This is a genomic window from Paralteromonas sediminis (assembly GCF_003820355.1).
Classification (GTDB): Bacteria; Pseudomonadota; Gammaproteobacteria; order Enterobacterales; family Alteromonadaceae; genus Alteromonas_F; species Alteromonas_F sediminis.
Window position 1 is genome coordinate 133,146 of record NZ_RPOK01000006.1, and the last position, 19,582, is coordinate 152,727.

At 46.0% G+C, this 19,582-nt stretch carries 16 protein-coding genes; 13 read left to right on the forward strand and 3 right to left on the reverse strand.

Features of this window, described 5'->3' with window-relative positions; all coding sequences use genetic code 11:
* Positions 1–22 precede the first annotated feature (22 nt).
* The 11 genes from cheY (at position 23) to metH (ending at position 11,796) form a co-directional block, all read left to right on the forward strand.
* Entirely contained in the window at positions 23–406 is a 384-nt protein-coding gene (gene cheY, locus DRW07_RS16985; RefSeq protein ID WP_108567833.1) for a chemotaxis response regulator CheY, read from the forward strand.
* A gap of 33 nt (positions 407–439) precedes the next feature.
* Positions 440–1,183: a protein phosphatase CheZ gene (locus tag DRW07_RS16990; RefSeq protein ID WP_124029147.1), complete on the forward strand. Its 744-nt coding sequence runs from the start codon at positions 440–442 to the stop codon at positions 1,181–1,183.
* Between the two features lie 12 nt (positions 1,184–1,195).
* The gene (locus DRW07_RS16995) at positions 1,196–3,466 is read left to right on the forward strand and encodes a chemotaxis protein CheA (RefSeq protein WP_124029148.1); all 2,271 of its coding nucleotides are present in this window, start codon (positions 1,196–1,198) and stop codon (positions 3,464–3,466) included.
* Positions 3,467–3,484: 18 nt separating this feature from the next.
* Positions 3,485–4,630, forward strand: coding sequence for a protein-glutamate methylesterase/protein-glutamine glutaminase (locus tag DRW07_RS17000; RefSeq protein WP_124029149.1), 1,146 nt, complete (start codon positions 3,485–3,487; stop codon positions 4,628–4,630).
* A 4-nt stretch (positions 4,631–4,634) separates the two neighbouring features.
* On the forward strand, positions 4,635–5,396 hold the full coding sequence (locus DRW07_RS17005) for a ParA family protein (RefSeq protein WP_124029150.1): 762 nt from the start codon (positions 4,635–4,637) through the stop codon (positions 5,394–5,396).
* A gap of 7 nt (positions 5,397–5,403) precedes the next feature.
* The gene (locus DRW07_RS17010) at positions 5,404–6,141 is read left to right on the forward strand and encodes a chemotaxis protein CheW (RefSeq protein ID WP_124029151.1); all 738 of its coding nucleotides are present in this window, start codon (positions 5,404–5,406) and stop codon (positions 6,139–6,141) included.
* A gap of 15 nt (positions 6,142–6,156) precedes the next feature.
* Positions 6,157–6,648 (forward strand): chemotaxis protein CheW, encoded by a 492-nt coding sequence (locus DRW07_RS17015; protein WP_124029152.1) that lies wholly within the window; start codon positions 6,157–6,159, stop codon positions 6,646–6,648.
* Positions 6,645–7,067, forward strand: a complete 423-nt coding sequence (locus tag DRW07_RS17020; RefSeq protein ID WP_124029153.1) for a DUF2802 domain-containing protein — start codon at positions 6,645–6,647, stop codon at positions 7,065–7,067. Before DRW07_RS17015 ends, DRW07_RS17020 begins: the two co-directional genes overlap by 4 nt.
* Positions 7,068–7,163: 96 nt before the next feature.
* Positions 7,164–8,120, forward strand: a complete 957-nt coding sequence (gene metA, locus DRW07_RS17025; RefSeq protein WP_124029154.1) for a homoserine O-acetyltransferase MetA — start codon at positions 7,164–7,166, stop codon at positions 8,118–8,120.
* Positions 8,092–9,162, forward strand: a complete 1,071-nt coding sequence (locus DRW07_RS17030) for a homocysteine S-methyltransferase family protein (RefSeq protein ID WP_124029155.1) — start codon at positions 8,092–8,094, stop codon at positions 9,160–9,162. The genes metA and DRW07_RS17030 overlap by 29 nt, the downstream gene beginning before the upstream one ends.
* A gap of 9 nt (positions 9,163–9,171) precedes the next feature.
* Positions 9,172–11,796 (forward strand): methionine synthase, encoded by a 2,625-nt coding sequence (metH, locus tag DRW07_RS17035; protein ID WP_124029156.1) that lies wholly within the window; start codon positions 9,172–9,174, stop codon positions 11,794–11,796.
* Positions 11,797–11,836: 40 nt separating this feature from the next.
* On the opposite strand, the gene DRW07_RS17040 is transcribed toward metH, so the two are convergent.
* The 3 genes from DRW07_RS17040 to DRW07_RS17050 all read right to left on the reverse strand — a co-directional run bounded on the left by DRW07_RS17040 (position 11,837) and on the right by DRW07_RS17050 (position 16,348).
* Complete coding sequence (locus DRW07_RS17040; protein ID WP_165870543.1) at positions 11,837–12,946, reverse strand: ABC transporter substrate-binding protein; 1,110 nt, start codon at positions 12,944–12,946, stop codon at positions 11,837–11,839.
* Between the two features lie 112 nt (positions 12,947–13,058).
* Positions 13,059–15,137, reverse strand: a complete 2,079-nt coding sequence (locus DRW07_RS17045; protein WP_124029158.1) for a M13 family metallopeptidase — start codon at positions 15,135–15,137, stop codon at positions 13,059–13,061.
* Positions 15,134–16,348, reverse strand: coding sequence for a GNAT family N-acetyltransferase (locus tag DRW07_RS17050; protein ID WP_124029159.1), 1,215 nt, complete (start codon positions 16,346–16,348; stop codon positions 15,134–15,136). The genes DRW07_RS17045 and DRW07_RS17050 overlap by 4 nt, the downstream gene beginning before the upstream one ends.
* 50 nt (positions 16,349–16,398) lie before the next feature.
* Here DRW07_RS17050 and DRW07_RS17055 point away from each other — a divergent pair, with 50 nt between their 5' ends.
* Together DRW07_RS17055 and alaS are read left to right on the forward strand one after the other, a co-directional pair.
* A complete protein-coding gene (locus tag DRW07_RS17055) occupies positions 16,399–16,851 on the forward strand; it encodes a regulatory protein RecX (protein ID WP_124029160.1) in 453 nt (150 codons plus the stop codon).
* 59 nt (positions 16,852–16,910) lie between these two features.
* Entirely contained in the window at positions 16,911–19,508 is a 2,598-nt protein-coding gene (gene alaS, locus DRW07_RS17060) for an alanine--tRNA ligase (protein WP_124029161.1), read from the forward strand.
* Positions 19,509–19,582: the final 74 nt, after the last annotated feature.

Below are 19,582 nucleotides of genomic sequence, written 5' to 3' on the forward strand. Positions count from 1 at the left end.
ATTTACCTCATCGGAGGCGATTTTGGATAAAAACATGAAAATTCTCGTTGTTGACGACTTTTCAACAATGAGACGAATCATTAAGAATTTGCTTAAGGACCTTGGATTCTCGAATATTCAAGAAGCAGATGATGGCAGCACAGCGCTTCCTATGTTACAGCAAGGTGATTTCGACTTTGTCGTTACGGACTGGAATATGCCAGGTATGCAAGGGATCGACTTGCTCAGAGCCATTCGTGCCGACGATAAGCTCAAGCATTTACCTGTATTGATGGTAACCGCTGAGGCCAAAAAGGAGCAAATCGTTGCCGCTGCCCAAGCTGGTGTGAATGGCTATGTGGTTAAGCCGTTTACTGCTGCAACACTGAAGGAAAAACTCGATAAAATCTTTGAGCGGTTAGGTTAACCCAGCACTCTACATACTATAAGGAGCGGCTGGATGACTGAAAAAGACAACGTACCTATTACACTCGATGAAGCCAAGCAGCTAGTGGCGTACCTTGAGGCCGGTGACAATGCGTCTGCAAACGCTATGTTAGAGGCTATTTCAATGAAAGAGTCTATTGAGCTTTTCGCTGAAGTAGGCAAGTTAACGCGGCAGCTGCACGACTCATTAAATAACTTTCAACTCGATGACCGTATTGCCGATTTGGCCTCGGAAGATATTCCCGATGCGCAAAGCAGACTTACATATGTAATGGAAGAAACTGAAAAAGCGGCTAATACTACAATGGATGCGGTTGAGGCAAGCATGCCTATCGCTGAGCGGCTGTCAGAAAAGATTGAAGCCATTCAGCCAGACTGGAAAAAGCTTATGTCTAGGCAAATTCAGTTGGGTGAATTCAAATCTCTCTGCCATGATTTAGATGAATTACTTCAGGGCGCATCTGAAGATTCAAATAAATTGATGGGCTTGATGACTGAGGTGCTAATGGCCCAAGGCTATCAGGATTTGACCGGTCAGGTAATCCGCCGTGTCATAGAGTTGGTAAAAGAAGTTGAGGACAGCCTGGTAAATATGCTGACGATGTTTGGTGAACCAGATGCTGTGAAAACTCAGAAAAAGAAAAAGCCTGTCGATAAAGAGGAGGCCGAAGGGCCAATTATCGACGCAGATAAACGCGATGACGTTGTCAGCGGTCAAGATGATGTTGATGACCTACTGTCGAGCTTAGGGTTTTAGGAGAACGGGCACATGTCGTTCGATGTTGACGAGGATATACTCCAGGACTTCCTGGTTGAAGCTGGCGAAATATTAGAGCAGCTTCAGGAGCAGTTAGTTGATTTGGAAAACAATCCAGAAGATGCTGACTTACTCAATGCAATCTTTCGTGGCTACCACACTGTTAAAGGTGGGGCGGGCTTCTTATCACTAACTGAACTGGTTGAAATTTGTCACGGCGCGGAAAATGTATTTGATGTCATGCGCAACGGACAGCGTTCCCTCACACCAGAATTGATGGATGTCATTTTACAAGCCACTGATGTGGTTGTTGAGATGTTTGAACGGGTCAAAGCCCGTGACCCCCTTGAAGCTGCTGACGCCACCCTTGTTGACGTACTCCACAAACTGAGTCAGCCAGAGAAACCAGGCGAAAATATTTTTCCTGGTGCTGATGACAGTACAAATCATGGAGAATCAGTTACAGCACCTGAAGAAGATGAAATTGCATTTGTAGAAGAAGAGGCTCCGGCAGAGGTACAGCCTCAAACTGCGACTGTGTCCGCAGAAGGCGGCAACATCGACGAAATTACAGAGGACGAGTTTGAAGCCCTACTCGACGATCTGCATGGAAAGGGCACAGGCCCTGGGGCTGCACCAAATTCAACTGCAACAGACTCACAACCAGCTGAAAATAGCAGCGCTTCCAGTGATTCAGAAGACATTACCGATGATGAATTTGAAGCGTTGTTAGACGAATTACACGGCAAGGGTAAATTCGTGGCATCGGAAGAATCTAGCGCCACAGCCTCTTCCTCTGATAGTGGGGCGAGTGAATCGGCTGAAAGCAACGACGAAGAAATAACGGATGATGAATTTGAAGCTTTGCTTGATGAGCTGCACGGTTCGGGCAAAGGTCCGACAGTAGATACTCCTGAAAAAGCGCCTGTAAAGTCCCCAGAGCCGCCTAAAGAGACGCCTAAAGTTGAGTCAAAAGCAGAGCCAAAAGCCGCACCTCAGTCTGAACCTGCTACAAATAAACCTGCTGCGGCAGCAACTGCAGCAAGTAAGCCAGAAAGTAAGCCTGCTGCATCTGCTGCTAAAAAGCCCGCGCCTGCAGCACCGCCGGCTGAAACTACAGTCAGGGTTGACACTAAGCGACTTGACCAAATTATGAATATGGTGGGTGAGCTGGTATTGGTGCGTAACAGACTACTCAGTTTAGGCATAAATACTAACGACGAGGCCATGTCAAAAGCTATCGCTAATCTGGATGTGGTTACCGGTGACTTGCAGGGCGCGGTTATGAAAACCCGCATGCAGCCAATTAAGAAAGTATTTGGCCGTTTCCCTCGCGTGGTCAGAGACCTTGCCCGATCGCTCAAGAAAGAAATTACCCTTGAGCTTCACGGTGAAGAAACCGATCTCGATAAGAACTTGGTTGAAGCACTTGCTGATCCGCTCGTTCACTTGGTTAGAAACTCTGTTGACCACGGCATTGAAATGCCAGATGAACGACAGGCCGCTGGTAAGCCGCGGATGGGAACAGTAACCTTGGGTGCCTCTCAAGAAGGTGATCATATTCTTTTAACCATTGAAGATGATGGTAAAGGTATGGACGCCGAAAAATTGAAGCAAATTGCAATTGATCGCGGTGTATTGGACGCAGACGCAGCGGCAAGAATGTCAGATGTTGAAGCGTTTAATTTGATATTTGCACCCGGTTTCTCAACCAAAACAGAGATCAGTGATATATCCGGCCGCGGTGTCGGCATGGACGTGGTTAAGACAAAAATTAACCAGCTCAACGGTAGCGTCAATATTGACTCTCAGCTGGGTAAGGGGACTCGACTTGATATAAAAGTGCCCTTAACGCTTGCCATTCTGCCAACCTTGATGATTGTTGTGGGCGAGCAAACCTTTGCTTTACCGCTCGGTGCAGTTAACGAGATTATCAACGTAGATACTAGTAAAACCAATACTGTTGATGGTCAGCTAACTATGATAGTTCGATCAAAAGCTATTCCTCTATTTTTCTTGGGTGAATGGTTGATCAGAAACAAAACTAAGCCTATTGAAAAAAACAAGGGGCATGTTGTTGTTGTACAAATAGGGACACAACAGGTGGGCTTTGTTGTGGACTCACTAATAGGCCAAGAAGAGGTGGTCATTAAACCTCTCGATGCTTTGTTACAAGGCACGCCCGGCATGGCGGGTGCAACGATTACCTCGGACGGTGGTATCGCTCTTATACTCGATATCCCAAGCTTACTTAAACGCTATGCGAAAAAGGCATTAAAATAACAACAACCTGGAGTATTCATGGCGTTTAAAGTCTTGGTGGTAGATGACTCGACCTTTTACCGCCGTCGCTTAAGAATGATCCTTGAGGAGGATCGTGAACTGCACGTTGTCGGGGAAGCTAAAGACGGGCAGGAAGCTATTCGCCTGATAAAGGAGCTCTCCCCAGATGTAGTGACTATGGACGTTGAAATGCCAGTTATGGACGGTATTTCAGCTGTTAAGTCCATCATGAAAACCACACCCGTGCCCATTTTGATGTTTTCATCGCTGACGCATGCTGGGGCGCAAGCCACTTTAGATGCCCTAGAAGCTGGGGCGCTGGATTTCTTACCTAAAAAATTTGAAGATATTGCTAAAAATACCAAGGAAGCGGGCCAGGTACTGAGAACTAAAGCTCGGACATTAGCCCGCCGAAAGGCATTTATGCGAGCGAGCACGCCAGCCGCTCCACCCCGAAATTCCGGTTCAAGCAGAGATTCAATAAAGCCTCCCAAGCAGACATTTATGCGCAGCAGCAGTGTGCTCACTGGCCAAAAACACACTGCAGCACAAGTCTCTGTCACAGACATCACCCGTTCCGGGAAGTTTTATCGCTGTGTTGCTATTGGTGCATCCACGGGTGGGCCTGTTGCTTTGCAAACAGTACTTTCAGGGTTGCCAAAGCACTTCCCTTTGCCCATTTTAGTGATTCAGCACATGCCGGGTACATTTACTAAAGCCTTTGCTGAGCGGTTAAATGGTCAGTGTGAGATTGATGTGCTACATGCGGCCAGTGGTGATGTTTTAAAACCCGGTGTAGCCTATATTGCCCCTGGTGGTAAACAGTGTGTTGTGCAGAGCAAAGGTACCAGCTCCAGTCTTGTAATAAGGGATGCGCTGAATAACGAAATCTCTGCATACAAACCCAGTGTCGATATTACCTTTACCAGTTTAGAGCAGACGTATGGTGGTGAAGTGCTCGGCGTTATTCTTACAGGAATGGGGTCTGACGGTATGCTGGGCAGTGAAAAACTAAAAGCTGCTGGCGCAACAATATGGGCCCAGGATCAGGCCACATCTGTAGTCTATGGTATGCCACAGGCAGTGGCGTCAAAAGGAATCTCTTCACACAGTATTAGCCTGAGCAATATCGCACAGTGCCTGCGTACTGAATTGGGTTGTTAGTACAATGAAAATCTGGACGGTGGCTAATCAGAAAGGTGGAGTAGGGAAAACGACAACGACGGTGACCCTTGGAGGCCTACTGGCACAACAGGGGCATCGTGTTTTGTTAATTGACGTCGACCCGCATGCGTCTTTGAGTTATTACTTTGGAATAGATTCAGAAGAACTCTCGTCCTCCGTATACGACCTGTTTATTCACAAAGGAACCTTAACCTCAGACGTAACTATGGACTGCTTGTGTCCCACGAAATTAGACAGCCTTTTTGTTTTGCCAGCGACCATGAATTTGGCCACATTGGACAGAACTCTGGGAACGCAAAATGGGATGGGCTTAATTATCAAAAAAGCCCTTAAGCTGATTGAAAATGAGTTTGACTATGTACTGATGGACTGTCCGCCAGTATTGGGCGTGTTGATGGTCAATGCACTCGCAGCGTGTGAGCGTGTTCTTGTACCCGTACAAACCGAGTTTCTTGCACTTAAAGGGTTGGACAGGATGATGCACACCCTAGAGATAATGGGTACATCTTTGAGTAAAGAATTTAACACTACTATTATTCCTACAATGTTTGATAAGCGAATTAAAGCTGCCATGGATGCGTACGATAAATTAAAAGAAGATTACGGTGATCAAACATGGGATGGCCACATTCCTGTAGATACGCGTTTTAGAGACGCAAGCCAAGCACAGTCACCAGCATCCGTTGCGTTTCCGCGTAGCAGGGGCGTGTATGCCTATAAAAAGTTGATTAAGGAATTAGGGTAGTTACATCATGGGAAAGCAATCATCCTTCGCTAAAGAAGAGGTTATGGAAGCGTACTTGGAGAGCTTGCTTGCTGGGCATGATGACGTAGAAGAACATCAGGTTAACGCTGCAAAGTTACTGGCTAGTGCAGAGCTCATTGATATTCCTGTACCTGTCGAGGCTCCGCCAGAACCGCCACAGCCTGTGTCAGATATACACGAAGAGCCTGTTATTACAGAGGTTCCTGAGGCAAATGAACAGGTCACGCAGGAGCCCGTGCCCGTTGTAACTCAGCCCGTTGCCGACGCCTTGGAAGAGACCTTTCAAGCCCTGTTTTTTGAAGTCGCTGGTCTTACGATGGCTGTTCCGCTCATTACTTTAGGGGGGATTCATCGGTTAGAAAAGGTGGGCCCTTTGTTTGGCAAGCCGGATTGGTTTATGGGGGTCATGCTGCATAGAGATGAAAAACTCAGTGTGGTTGATACTGCTAAGTGGGTTATGCCTGAGAAAGTAACTGCTAAACTTCAGGACTCGCTGGACTATCAATATTTGATTATGCTCTCTGACAGTCAATGGGGGCTGGCCAGTGACAAGCTAGTGAATACGGTGACTTTGCAAAAGAGTGATGTAAAGTGGCGACAAAATGATACTAAGCGACCATGGTTGGCAGGTATGGTCAAAGAAAGAATGTGTGCGTTAATTGATGTTTATCAGTTAATATCTATGCTTAACAGAGGGTTGGGCAGAGACGATGCGCAAGATTAAACGGGAGTCGAGTAAATGAGTGACGATAGAAATACAAACCCGATGAGTGATAGTAACGATGAGATACTGCAGTGGGTAACCTATCGCCTAGGCGAGGAAACTTACGGTATCAATGTAATGCAGGTACAAGAGGTATTGCGATACACTGAAATTGCCCCTGTGCCAGGCGCGCCAGATTATGTACTTGGCATCATTAACTTGCGTGGCAATGTTGTCACTGTAATCGACACGCGCGCACGTTTTGGTCTCGATTCTACAGAGATAACGGACAACACCCGTATCGTTATCATAGAGTCAGATGAGCAGGTAGTAGGCATTCTAGTGGACAGTGTTGCCGAGGTGGTTTATCTGCGTTCTTCTGAAATCGACAGCGCGCCAAATGTCGGAACCGAGGAAAGCGCTAAGTTCATTCAAGGTGTTAGCAACAGAGAGGGTGAACTGCTCATCCTGGTTGATTTGAACAAATTGCTAAGCGACGAAGAGTGGGACGAGATCAGTAATCTGTGATTGCGTCTTCTCATGTACTGGTGGCAGCATTTGTTTTGGCAAGTGCTGCGCTGGTAATTACTGTTTTTACCCTGTTTAAGCTCAAAGCCGTTAACGCTATGCTAAAACAGGCTTTGAATCAGCATCAAACTACGATTGATGATTTAACGTCAATGTGTCAAGAGGCACAACTGCGTGTTGAAGAAAGTCACGCCGCTTTGATGACACTTCACCAATCTGTTACGCCTTTGCATCAAAGAATTGAATCTTTGGAAGGACAAGTGCGAGAACAGGCTCCCAATGACCCCCAAATAAAGCTGTATCAGAAGGCAGCAACCATGGCGCAAGACAATGCATCAGCAGAAGAAATTGCCTCTGCCTGTGAATTACCGTTCGCAGAAGCACAAATGCTGGTAAACCTATATACACCAAAAGCATAAGACAGCTTGAGAAGTTTAGACGTCTAGACGTAAAAAAGTTGACTTTTAATGTGGTTTGGCGACAATGGCGTCCATTGTTAACAAGGGACTTTCGCTATGCCTATTCGTATTCCCGAGCAGCTTCCGGCTCAAGATATCCTCTTAAAAGAGAATATTTTTGCCATGGATTCAGGTCGTGCTGCCACTCAAGATATTCGACCGCTTGAGGTGGGGATCCTGAATTTGATGCCAAATAAAATTGAAACAGAAGTACAGTTATTACGTCTTCTTTCCAATACACCGCTGCAAATTAATGTGGACCTGATCCGCATAGATGATCAAGCTCCTAAGCACACTCCGCAGTCGCACATGGATGCGTTTTACACTCTTTTTGAAGATATCGCACATAAAAGGTATGACGGTCTTATTATTACTGGTGCACCCTTGGCACTGCTGCCTTACGAAGAGGTCAAATACTGGGACAAAATCAAAGCAGTTTTTGACTGGTCCCAACGGCACGTTCAATCTACACTTTATTTGTGTTGGGCTGCACATGCCGCCATGTACCACTTTTATGGTATTAATCGTCAATTGCGCGAGGAGAAACTTTCTGGCGTGTACCCACATAAGGTGCTCGCGCCACATAATGAGTTAATGAGAGGCTTCGACTCTGTCTTTTATGCACCACACTCTCGCTATGGAGAGATAAGTCCTACAACATATGCAAACGTCAAAGGTCTTGATGTTTTGGCGTGTTCTGAAGAAGCGGGTGCTTATATTGTTGCGTCAAAAAACAAACGAACTGTAATGATAACGGGTCACCCTGAGTATGATCCTGAAACTTTACGGGATGAATATGTGCGTGATTTAGGGCAGGGGTTGTCACCACAGATCCCCTGTAATTACTTTGAGGCAGACGATCCTAAGTGCGAGCCCAAAGTAACATGGCGGTCTCACGGCACACTGCTTTATACTAATTGGCTAAATTACTACGTATATCAAACGACACCGTATGATTTGGCAACACTGAATCCAAAAACAGACAATGAGGCTGAGAGTGACAAAAGCAAGTAGTAAAGCTGACCTGGTAGAACAAGCCAAGAAGCGAATTTTGATCCTTGATGGTGCCATGGGCACCATGATCCAGCGTCACAAACTTGAAGAAAATGACTACCGTGGTCATCAATATGCAGATTGGCACTGTGATATCAAAGGCAATAATGACTTATTAGCGATAACACAACCCGACGTAATACGACAAATCCATTGCGATTATTTGGAGGCGGGTGCAGACATTATAGAAACCAATACCTTCAATGCCACCACGATTTCCATGGCAGACTACGATATGCAAGCCCTCTCGAAAGAGATTAATCTGGCTGCCGCCAGACTGGCGAGGGAGGCTGCGGATTTATACACGTCTAAAACGCCTGATAAACCTAGGTTTGTTGCTGGTGTACTGGGTCCAACCAGCAAAACTGCGTCTATTTCGCCTGATGTGAATGATCCTGGCAAGCGCAACGTTACCTTTGACCAATTGGTTGATGCATATAAAGAGTCGACTCTAGCTCTTATTGATGGGGGCGTTGACTGCATTTTGATAGAAACTATATTTGATACCTTGAATGCAAAAGCTGCGGCGTTTGCCGTAGATAGTGTGTTTGAAGAGAGGCAATGCGAGTTACCGGTAATGATTTCAGGCACGATAACCGATGCCTCTGGCAGAACGTTGTCAGGTCAGACTGCTGAAGCCTTTTACTACTCCATGCGTCACATTGAACCCGCTTCATTTGGACTCAACTGTGCACTTGGTCCCGACTTGTTAAGACAATATGTCGAAGAAATAGCAAATGTTTCTGAGTGTTTGGTATCAGCTCACCCTAATGCAGGTCTTCCCAATGAATTTGGCGAATATGATATGACGCCCAATGAAATGGCGGTGCATATAAAAGAATGGGTCGAATCAGGCTTGGTTAATATCGTTGGGGGCTGTTGCGGCAGTACACCTGAGCATATAAGTGCTATTGCCAAGGTGGTTGCCAGCCTTGCACCAAGACAGGTGCCCACTCTGGACAAGCGAATGCGCTTATCTGGCCTTGAACCTTTCGTGCATTAGGAGTCTGACATGAATGAAGGTTTTTCTACGTTCGTCAATGTGGGTGAACGCACAAACGTTACAGGTTCAGCAAAGTTTAAACGTCTCATCTTAGAGGGAGACTACGAAACGGCATTAGACGTTGCTCGTCAGCAAGTTGAAAACGGCGCGCAGGTTATTGATATCAATATGGATGAAGCAATGCTTGATTCTGTTGAGGCCATGCGAACTTTTTTAAATCTGATTGCTTCTGAGCCAGACATAAGTCGTGTGCCCATTATGATAGACAGCTCCAAATGGGAAGTGATCGAAGCCGGTTTGAAATGTGTGCAGGGCAAAGCCATTGTTAACTCGATCAGTCTTAAAGAAGGTGAAGCGCTATTTTTGAATCAAGCCAAACTCATAAAGCGTTACGGTGCTGCTACTGTAGTGATGGCTTTCGACGAAAAGGGGCAAGCAGATACGCAGGCTCGTAAAGTAGAGATTTGCCAACGCAGTTATAAACTTTTAACAGAACAAGTTAATTTCCCTGCTGAAGACATTATCTTCGACCCTAATATCTTTGCGGTAGCAACTGGTATTGAAGAACATGATAATTATGCCGTTGATTTTATAGAGGCAACACGTGAAATAAAAAGAACCTGTCCTTATGTTCATGTGTCAGGTGGATTGTCCAATATTTCTTTTTCGTTTAGGGGTAATAACCCCGTACGAGAAGCCATGCATTCTGTGTTTTTATATCACGCTATCAGAGCTGGCATGGACATGGGTATCGTTAATGCTGGGCAACTGGAAGTCTATGACGAAATTCCAACTGAGCTTAGGGACGCTGTCGAAGACGTTATCTTAAATCGCCACCCACAGGCCACCGAGAGGTTGCTTGATTTAGCGCCTAAGTATCAAGGCGATGGCAAAGCGCAGGTAAAAGAGGACCTTAGCTGGCGTGAACTTCCAGTAAATAAAAGACTTGAACACTCATTGGTAAAGGGTATTACCGACTACATTATTGAAGACACAGAAGCGGCTCGCCTTGAAGCAGAAAAACCACTGCACGTAATAGAAGGTCCTTTGATGGACGGTATGAACGTAGTGGGAGATTTATTCGGTGAAGGGAAAATGTTTTTACCTCAAGTGGTCAAGTCGGCCAGGGTAATGAAAAAAGCTGTAGCCCATCTTCAGCCATTTATCGAAGCAGAAAAAACAGAAGAGACAAAGAGCAATGGAAAAATTCTGTTGGCGACGGTGAAAGGTGACGTACATGATATAGGTAAAAATATTGTTGGCGTGGTCTTGCAATGTAACAACTTTGAGGTTGTTGATCTGGGGGTAATGGTTCCCGCAGCAACCATTTTACAAAAAGCCAAAGACGAAAATGTCGATATGATTGGTTTGTCGGGGTTAATTACTCCGTCTTTGGATGAAATGGTTCATGTAGCCAAAGAAATGCAGCGGCAGAATTTTGATTTGCCTCTATTAATAGGCGGTGCGACCACGTCAAAGGCGCATACAGCGGTAAAAATTGAGCAGAACTACGATCATCCTGTTGCGTATGTACCCAATGCCAGTAGAGCTGTGGGAGTCTGTCAAAAGTTACTCAACGCCGAGTCGCGACGAATTTACGGCGAGGAGCTTAAAAAAGAATACGACAAAGTGCGTGAACAACACGCCAGGAAACGGCCCAGAAGCAAAGCTGTTTCGCTTGAATCTGCCCGGAAAAATGCGTTTTTGCCTGACTTTTCACAACAGCCCGTAAAGCCCAATAAGTTGGGTGTAACACCTGTCTCAGTGTCTTTAGATACGCTTCGCCATTACATTGACTGGACCCCTTTTTTCCTGACCTGGTCTTTGGCGGGTAAGTATCCACGTATTTTAGAAGATGAGATAGTGGGTGAAGAGGCGAAAAAGTTATTTGCTGATGCCAACAATATGCTTGATAAAGTAATAGCCGACCAGTCACTTGAAGCCAAAGGGGTAATTGGTTTGTTTGATGCAGCCAGGGTTGGTGATGATATTCAGATCTACGCTGATGATTCCAGAAACTCCGTGCTCGGCGTGGCCCATCATTTGCGTCAGCAAACCGAAAAAAGCGAGTTTGCGAATTACTGCCTGAGTGATTTTATTGCCCAGAAAGAGAGCGGAATTAATGACTATATAGGTGCGTTTGCGGTAACTGCAGGCATAGGCGAAAACGAATTAGCGGCCTACTATGAAGCACAAGGTGACGATTACAATGCCATCATGGTTAAAGCCGTGGCTGATCGATTGGCCGAAGCTTTTGCTGAATATTTGCATGAGCAGGTGCGCAAAGTCTACTGGGGATTTTCGCCCAATGAAGACCTTTCCAATGAAGACCTCATCCGCGAAAAATATCAGGGCATCCGTCCTGCTCCAGGTTATGCTGCTTGTCCTGAACATACAGAGAAGCAGCTGATATGGGATTTACTAGACGCAGAAAAGCATACAGGCATGTCGCTGACGGAGAGCTATGCAATGTTCCCAGGTGCATCCGTTTCTGGTTGGTACTTTTCTCATCCGCAGTCTAGGTACTTTGCTGTAGCAAAAATACAGCAGGACCAATTGCAGGATTACGCGCAGCGCAAAGGGTGGTCGGTAGAAGAAGCAGAGAAGTGGCTAGCGCCTAATCTTTCTGATTAAGCTTTGTAGCGGGGGAGCCTCCCCCGTGTCAGCTTGAACGCTATTCGCATGATAATCGCGGTGGCTGTTCTTGTGCTGTGGGGTAATGGCGAGTCACAAACACATCAATATCAAACTCGCTGTATGCGGTACTGGTTTTGCTGAAACGCTCAAAATTAAACGTGTCGAGGTTATTGGGTGTCGTATTTTTGTGAAACGCGTCCAGTTCATCGGTACTCAGTGGTTTAAACACATCCATCACAATATGACGTTCACATTGCGTCAACAATCCTTGGTGAAGGTCCTTTAGCATAACGAGCGCTTTTGCACCCAAGGTTACGTGTCCGCCAAACGAAATATCGATTGGGTATTTTTCGCTGCGCTTGTCCCAATTAAATCCACCTATGGTGATCTTGTGTTTACTACCCGATGATTTTACTGCCCGGCTGGCTCCAGTCGCAATAGCGTCATTAGCAGACCAAATGAGGTCAATTCGCTCGCGCTTAAGCAAGCCCCTTGTCTTATTGTAGCCTTCTCGTTCGGACCAATTAGCAACGGTAGCATCTATGAGAGCAAGATTGCTGTTTTCACTCATATAGCTCAGCATACCTTGTTGACGTTCCAATGCCGCGGGGGATGTGTAGTCGCCCAATAACGCAATTGTATTGAGGTTGCCAACATGTCCGGTTTTTTTTCTGTGAGTCCTGACCAACGCACCCATGAGGGCTTTTCCCGCACTATGGTTATTTGGGATAAGGCTACCCGCAATAAGCGCCTTTTCATGTCGTTTTAAAGCGGCAATGTCTGTCTGATTTAGCGTGTTTAGCAAAAAAAACACCGGAATGTTTCTTTGAGCGATCCTAGCAAGAAGGTCGGTGCCGACGCCTTTTTCGTTAACAACAATTGCATAGTCAGGCGCGTATTTGTGCACCTCATCAGCAAGCCGCTTCATGGCTAAATGATTTCGCTCTGCGTGAAGTATGGTGAGCTCAATATCGAGGTCGCTGGCTGCAGCACGCATAAACTTATCAACGTTAGACCAAAATGCGCCGGATTTATCACCGGTTGGGTGACCGGGATTGAGAAATACAACATTTAATGAGGCACCATAAGCCACCGTGGGCATTGACAATGCCAAACACAATAGCAATGTATAAATACGACGATGCATAAGTATCATTCAGTGATTCTGCTCAATAACGAATAAAGTTAAAAAAAAGGGACCTGTATTGACAGATCCCTGATTTCTAAATGACCACCATTGTAGGTGGATTAACCTAGTATTACCATATACGTACGCGATCTTCGGGCGCTAAATAAAGCTCATCACCCGGTTGTACGTTAAACGCTTCATACCACGCATCATGGTTTCTAGGCGCCTGGGCTCTGAAACGACCCGGTGCGTGTGTCCCTGCGCGAAGCTGATTAAGCATACTTTGTTCTGTGCGTTTTTCTTTCCACACTTGCGCCCATGCTAGGAAGAAGCGCTGATCACCAGTCACACCATCAATCACAGGGGCTTCTTTTCCATTGAGGCTTAGCTTGTAAGCATGGTAGGCCATGGCTAAACCACCGACATCACCAATATTTTCACCCAAGCTATTTTGTCCGTTGACAAAGTTGCCTTCAATCGGTGAATACTGGCTGTACTGCTCGACTAATTTATCAGTACGCGCTTCGAAAGCGGCTCTGTCTTCTTCGGTCCACCAGTTACGCTGGATACCATTCGCGTCAGATTTAGAACCTTGGTCATCAAAACCATGCCCCATTTCATGACCGATAACCGCACCAATGGCGCCGTAGTTTACTGCAGGATCTGCATTAGGATCGAAAAAGGGTGGTTGCAATATCGCTGCCGGGAATACGATCTCATTGAAAGACGCGTTGTAATATGCGTTAACGCGCTGCGGTGTCATACCCCAACGATTCCTATCAGTTGGCTTAAGCTCATTTTCAATGTCTTTGTTCTGGAAGAACTGTCTCAGGTTTTCAACGTTTTGTACCAGATTATCTGGTGAGATTTCTAACCCCTCCAAACTAACCCAAACATCCGGATAACCAATTTTGGGGTTGAACGCAGCCAATTTTTCGCGCGCACTTTTCTTGGTTTCTTCTCCCATCCAGTCAAGTGAATCAATGCGTTGTCCCAAAGCGGTACGCAAATTCTCTACCAATTCTGCCATTTGAGTTTTTGAGCTCTCAGGGAAGTGTTTGTCAACATAGATCTTACCTATAGCAAAGCCTAGCGACTCGGTCCCAGACATTTGTGCAATAGCACGCTTCCACCGCGGTCTAGGCTCTTGCTGACCATACAGGGTGCGTCCCTGGAAGTCGAAGCTGGTGTTGTATACCTCTTCTGCTAGCAAGGAAGCATTGTTGCTAATGGTGTGATAGGTCAGATAAGCTTTCCAATCATCCAACGGTGTTGTGTTGATAATTTTGATAACATCTCTGACAGGTTCAGGTTGAGAAATGTTCAAGTGTGGAACCTTCAGACCCGAAGATGCAAAAAACGTATCCCAGTCGAAGTTAGCGTAGTCATCGGTTAATTTACTACGTTCAATCTGGTTAAGCGTGAGGTCGCGGTTACGGCGCTTCTCTCGAGGCCACTGAGCCTCAGCAATTCGCGTTTCTAACGCGAGAATAGTGGCCGCTTGCTCTGCAGCATTCTCGACACCGGCAAAACCAAGCATTTTTTCAATGTGGGTAAGATAAGCGGCGCGGATATCAACAAAACGTTGATCTTCACTCAAATAGTAATCGCGATCGGGTAAGCCGATACCACCCACGCCCACGCTGAGCTGGTATTCATTAGGATCAAGGCGGTTATACCATAGGCCACCCCAGATAGGTGTGTTAGTACTTTTGAGCCAAGCTTCACCGAAAACTTCTGTTAGTGCGGTAATACTGTCAATATTACTGATTTTATCCAGCGTGCCTTGGATAGGCGCAATGCCTTTTGCGTTTATTGTCTCAACATCCATATACGCTGTGTAGAAGTCTTTAACCAGTTTCTCTTCTGCGGTTAAGTCTGTCTTATCAACTAACTCTTCTACAATGGCCTTAACTTGCGCTTCGCTTCTGTCTGCCAATGCAGTGAATGCGCCAAAGCGGGTTTTGTCTGCGGGTAGCTCATAATTGTCATACCAAGTGCCACTCGCATACATAAAAAAGTCATCACCGGGTTTTACGGCTTCATTGCGCGCTGTTAAATCAACGCCGAAGGTGCCCAGCTCTGGCGCAGCAGCTTCTACTGGAGCGGGTGCAGATGCCACTTGCTCTTCACTTGTTTGTGGTTGACTACAACCTGCTAGCCCCAGTGCAGCAGCGATGCAAGTGGCAATAATGTGTTTGTTTGTCATAGGTTCTCTGTCTCTTTTTGTTCTGTTATTAATAGTGGATGCAGCCGGTCTAGTGCCGTTCTTGCTTCCATAAATGATGCGTTAAAAGGTAACGCCAACTCAGCTTGTTCATAATAACGCGCAATAGCGGGTTTCTCTCTTAACAAAAAATCTGATACGGCTGAGTGAAAGCGAGGATCTTTCAGTCGATGGGCAGAATAACAGACCAAAGGTTCAAAGCCACGCAGCAATTTATGTTCACCTTGCGTTCCAGGATTGAACAAAGGTAAACCACGTTCAATGGCAAATTCAATACCTTGATAGTAACAAGCTTCAAAATGCAGCCCATCCACGTGCTCAAGCGCCCCCCAATAACGCCCATATAAGCCTGATTGATCGAACAAGAAAAGTGAGCTCGCTACCAGTCTGCCTTGTTGCTTAGCATAGACCAGAAGTATCTTGTCACTCATCTCAGAAAAAATTGTGTTAAAAAATGTTTCAGTGAGATAACCCTCATGCCCACTGCGTTTTAAATACGTCTGTCGGTAGCACTGGTAGAAATGGTGTTGCAAGTCTGACGTGATGTCTTTTCCCGTTACACGGTGTAGTTCAACTTGTGCCTGAGTACGGGCTCTTTCTTTTCGAATGTCTTTACGCTTTCGCGATGTAAACATAGATAAGTAGTGGTCAAAATCACTGTAGTGCTTATTGTGCCACTGAAATTGGACAGAAAAACGTCGCAAATAATTAATATGACAGAGTGCTTCTTGTTCCTCTGGCTGACAGAACAAAACGTGCATTGATGAAAACGTGTTTTCGCGTTCGAACTCTCTAAGCGCCGCAGTCAGCTTTGATAACGATATGCCGTAGCAGGTAAGTAATTTAGCGGCCGTAACAGGGGTAAAAGGGATAGCCGCCACCCACTTGGGGTAGTAGTGTAAGCCATATTGCGCGTAAGCGTTTGCCCATGCGTGGTCAAACACGTACTCGCCATAGCTATCCAACTTCAGGTAACCCGGTACTACTCCCAGTAGCGTTTGACCTTCCCAAATAGAAATAAAAAGCGTACTCCACCCAGTTTCTAACGCAGAATCTGTCTCTGAACCAACCGAACCGCTGGTCTCGAGTGCCAATAGAAAGTCGTAAGACAAGAACGGCCCTGCCCCGTGACAAAGCGTTTGCCATTGGTCTTTTGTGAATTCGCTAATTGAGTGGTGTTGTTTTATTTGCATAAGGCCTTATAAGTAAATAATGGACCAGTAGATCGAAAATAACCATTACCATGTCTGATGACGTAGCAAAAGTTATTCGTCACACCGTCACCCGACTTTTGGCCAGACGAGAACACGGTTTTTGGGAGCTTATTGATAAACTCAGGCAAAAAGGTATCGAAGAGCAGGCGGCCATAGACGGTGTCATGCAGTTTCAGGAAGCCGGCTTGCAGAGTGATGAAAGATTTGCAGAAACCATTGTGAGAAATACGGCAGCCAAAGGGCAGGGGTTTCGCAGAGCCAAGGCACATTTGTCTTCGCTAAAAGTAGACGATGGCATAATTTCACAAGGCTATAACGAAGCTGATATCGATTGGTACGCCGTTGCCCTTGCAGCCAAGCAAAAAAAGTTTGGTATTGAAACTGCGACAGATCTTCAGCAAAAGGCCAAGCAACAACGCTTTCTCGCTTACAGAGGGTTTTCCCAAGAAGAAATTAATCATGCTATGACATATCGTGATTAATGCGCTGTTCCATGATACCTTTAGCCCAATTTTTACCAGACCAGTAGGATGTAGCGTTAATGACACTCTCAACTGCCGACATACGTCAAAAGTTTATAGAATTTTTTAAACAAAACGGCCATCAGGCGGTTGCCAGTTCGTCGCTCGTTCCGGCAGATGATCCCACTCTATTATTTACCAATGCCGGAATGAATCAGTTTAAAGACGTATTTCTTGGCAAAGATAAGCGCAGTTACAATCGAGCTGTGAGCTCTCAGCGTTGCGTGCGCGCCGGCGGAAAACACAATGACCTTGAAAACGTTGGGTATACGGCCCGCCATCATACGTTTTTTGAGATGCTGGGCAATTTTTCCTTCGGAGCTTACTTCAAGCAAGAAGCAATCGAATATGCCTGGCAATTTCTTACGGACCACTTAGGGTTGCCCAAAGAAAAGCTGCTAGTGACTGTTTATTCGGAAGATGATGAAGCATTCGACATTTGGGAAAACAAAATTGGCGTGCCGGCTGATCGGATTATCCGTATCAGCACGTCTGATAACTTCTGGTCAATGGGGGATACAGGGCCGTGTGGGCCTTGCTCTGAGATTTTTTACGATCATGGTGAGCACATTTGGGGAGGCCCTCCAGGTTCGCCAGAAGAAGACGGTGACAGATTTATTGAAATCTGGAACTTGGTTTTCATGCAATACAACAAGCAGGCTGATGGCACAATGCAACCATTGCCTTCCCCGTCTATTGATACTGGAATGGGTTTGGAGCGGATTTCTGCAATATTGCAAAATGTGCATTCGAACTATGAGATTGACCTATTTGTTAATCTCATTGACGCAGCGGCCCATATAGTTGGGACTGACAATAAAGATGACAAGTCTTTACGCGTTATTGCTGATCATATCCGCAGTTGTGCGTTTTTAATCTGCGACGGCGTGATGCCATCCAATGAAGGCCGTGGTTACGTGCTACGCCGTATTATCAGACGAGCAGTGCGTCATGGTTATAAACTGGGTGCAAATGACATTTTCTTCTACAAATTGGTTGATGCGCTTTGTACGCAAATGGGAGACGCCTATCCTGAACTTGTAGAGCAAAGGCCTGTAATCGAAAAAGTGCTGCGAGTAGAGGAAGAGCAGTTCAGTAAAACGCTTGACCGCGGTATGGCGATACTGAATGAAACACTTCACGATCTTGACGGTGACATTTTGCCAGGCGACGTCATCTTCAAACTTTATGATACCTATGGCTTTCCGGTCGATCTGACTAACGACATTGCCCGTGAACACAATATAACGCTAGATGAGAAAGGGTTCGAGTCTGCCATGCAAGCCCAGAGACTGAGGGCGCAACAAGCATCGAGCTTTGGCGTGGATTACAGCAAAACGGTTTCAGTTGACGCGCACACTGCATTCACCGGGTACAGTGATGAGCAGGGCGAAGCGGTTATTCTGGATATCATTAAAGGAGAAACACTGACCGATCAAATCAATGACGGTGAAGAAGGTGTAATCGTGTTGGATAAAACACCCTTTTATGCCGAGTCAGGTGGTCAGGTAGGCGATGCTGGTGTGCTTTCCTTTGGCAACAACATGTTCATCGTTTCTGATACGCAAAAGCTGGGTAATGCTTATGCGCACAAGGGAGTGGTGAAAGGGCGTTTCTCAAAAGGGGATAAGGTATCTGCACAGATAAACAGTGAGCAGCGAGCGGCAATAAAGCTTAACCACAGTGCCACGCATTTGCTACATGCGGCCTTACGTGAGGTACTCGGCGAGCATGTTACTCAGAAAGGATCCCTGGTCGAAGCGCAAAAACTACGTTTTGACTTTTCGCATTTCGAGTCTGTTACGCCTGAACAACTGAAGCGTGTTGAACAGAGAGTCAATGAAGAAATTCGAGCGAATCACGAGTTGACTACCAAACTGATGGACCTCGACGAAGCTAAGGCCTCGGGAGCAATGGCTTTATTTGGCGAAAAATATGACGAAAAAGTCCGAGTTGTGTCTATGGGACCTTTTTCCGTTGAATTATGCGGTGGCACACACGTTAAACGTACTGGGGATATTGGTCTATTCACAATTCTTAGCGAGAGCGGCATTGCGTCAGGAGTGCGAAGAATTGAAGCCATTACGGGCGCGCAGGCGTTAGAGTATACTCACAATCAACGCACACAACTAAGCAATGCAGCGCAATTGTTGAAAGCTGACGCAGACTCTCTTGTCGACAAACTAAAAGTCTTACAAAGCCAGCAAAAACAGTTAGAGAAGGAAATAGAAAAGGCCAAGGGTAAACTAGCCAGCCAGCAGGGAGCAGATATGCTAGCAGGCGTTCAAATGATCAACGACACCAAGGTACTCATTGCTAAGCTTGAAGACGTAGAGTCGAAAGCGTTGAGACCTATGATGGATGATCTTAAAAACCGTATCGGAAGCGGAGTGGTTGTGCTTGGTGTTGCCAATGGTGCGAAAGTAGGTCTGATTACCGGTGTAACAAAAGACCTGACGACAACAGTGAAAGCAGGTGAATTGGTTAACTTTGTCGCGGCTCAAGTTGGCGGTAAAGGCGGTGGACGTCCGGATATGGCACAAGCGGGCGGTGATAATCCAGAAAATTTAGATAAAGCATTGAATAGCGTTAACGAGTGGCTGAAAGATAGGCTATAATTATAACTTCGTAGTAAGGGACTCAGGTTTTAGCAGACTTGAGGAACAACAAGGACACACGAAGTGTCAGCCGG